The sequence below is a fragment of the Paenibacillus sp. MSJ-34 genome, assembly GCF_018918005.1.
GTDB lineage: Bacteria > Bacillota > Bacilli > Paenibacillales > Paenibacillaceae > MSJ-34.
Window position 1 is genome coordinate 1 of the sequence record NZ_JAHLPR010000117.1, and the last position, 1,783, is coordinate 1,783.

Annotated in this window: 1 protein-coding gene; it reads left to right on the forward strand. The window is 48.5% G+C overall.

The annotated features are described in order from the left end of the window. Positions 1 to 114: 114 nt before the first annotated feature. Positions 115 to 1,626: a DDE transposase gene (locus tag KQI79_RS27230; protein ID WP_144942070.1), complete on the forward strand. Its 1,512-nt coding sequence runs from the start codon at positions 115 to 117 to the stop codon at positions 1,624 to 1,626. Positions 1,627 to 1,783: the final 157 nt, after the last annotated feature.

The following is a 1,783-nucleotide window of genomic DNA, read 5'->3' on the forward strand; positions in this document are numbered from 1 at the left end:
TATTGTTTCACCCCCAAACATGGGGTGCGAACAAACATTCCTCTTGACTTTTCAAAATCACCCCAATAATCGCCGAGAAGGCTTTTTTTATTTCTAATGAATTGGGTGATTTTCATGAAATTTTCCCCACGTTCTCATCAAGACTATCTTCAATTTGTCATCGATCAACTGCAATCGGAGTATTCGACTCCGGAACAAAACGCATTTCTGCAGCAGTTCTACAGTGATCTAATCTTTTGGATTACGCCCATTGATCTGTCTAAAACGGCTTCAATCATGCAATCTGCTTATTCCTTGAAGACCAAGGGACGTTCGCCTCGTGATCCAGCGGATATGCTGCGAAGCACGCTGCTTATGACCAAGCTTGGCATGAATGTCGATAACTGGGTTCGCTCTCTTCGTACGTTCCCGATCTATGCTATCCTAAGCGGATTTTCACCACTCGACACGCCGGGTGTTGGGACATTTTACGATTTTTTTCGCCGTTTATGGCGTGCATCCACGCCCCACAAAACGGGGCGCATTAAACGCAAATTGCGTAAACCGCGTAAGAAAGGGAAGAAGAACCAAAAGCTTGAACCCAAAAACCCCAAGATCACGGATAAACTCGTTGCTCGTGTGCTAAGACAAGATCAGATTCATTACAGCCCCAAGGAACACGATACGTTGCAACACTTGTTCCAAACCCTGTTTGTCTTTCCCTCTGCGGAAAAGGGCTTGCTGGGTGATACAAATTCCTTTCGTGTCATCGGTGATGGATCACCGGTCGAAACCGGCGCGCGTTCTTTCGGCAAGTTCCTCTGTGATTGCCGGAAATCCGGCAATTGGAAGTGTACTTGCAAACGTCAATTTTCCGATCCCGATGCTACATGGGGTTGGGACAGTTACCGCGAAAAGTATTACTACGGTCGTACGCTGTACATGTTCACGGCTGCCGACAGCCCTTACGACCTGCCGGTCTATCCACGATTATTTAAAGCAAGCCAGCACGACTCGGTTTCGTGGATTTGCGGATACCAGGAGCTGCGCCACTGGTACCCGCAGTGGAATTTGGGAGAAGCGATTCTGGATTCTGCCCACGACGCTCTTCCCATCTATACCATGCTCGAGCGTGATAATGTTTCAGCCATCATCGACCTGAACAACAGGCGCTCGGGGCATCTGGTATACAACAACATGGAAATCGATTCAGATGGCGTTCCCATTTGCCCCATAGGGCGCAAAATGGTCTGCTGGGGCAAGTGTCCTGGTCGCCAGCGTGTGAAGTGGCGTTGCCCTGCCAAAGTTGGCAAGTGGGAATGCCCTCATCCATGTTCACCATCTGACTACGGCAGAACATTCTACACATCTACAGCGGACAATCCCCGCTTGTTTCCTCGCATCCGCCGTGACAGCAAGGAATGGAGAACGCGTTACGCCTCGCGTACGGGTGTAGAACGGTGCATCAAAAGACAAAAGGTTGACTACAACTTAGAAGCTTCTCGCGGTCGCAGTTCCCGCCATTGGAACATCCGCGTATATTTGATCGCCATGTGCCAACATGCTGATGCGTGGCTGCAAGAAGCGAAGAAACAGAACCAACTCACAACGATTCAACAATGGCTGAAGTCGGCACCGGCGGCGTAACCATATACCTTTCCATATTTTTTTAAAACATGCCCAGTTCGGGTTCTTTAGCATACGCATTTTTGAAAATTGCTTTCAAAAACACGTTTACATCGATAATTTTAACTCAAGCACCCCAAATTGAGCCTCAATCGCCCGGTTTATTCCGAGATCCTAT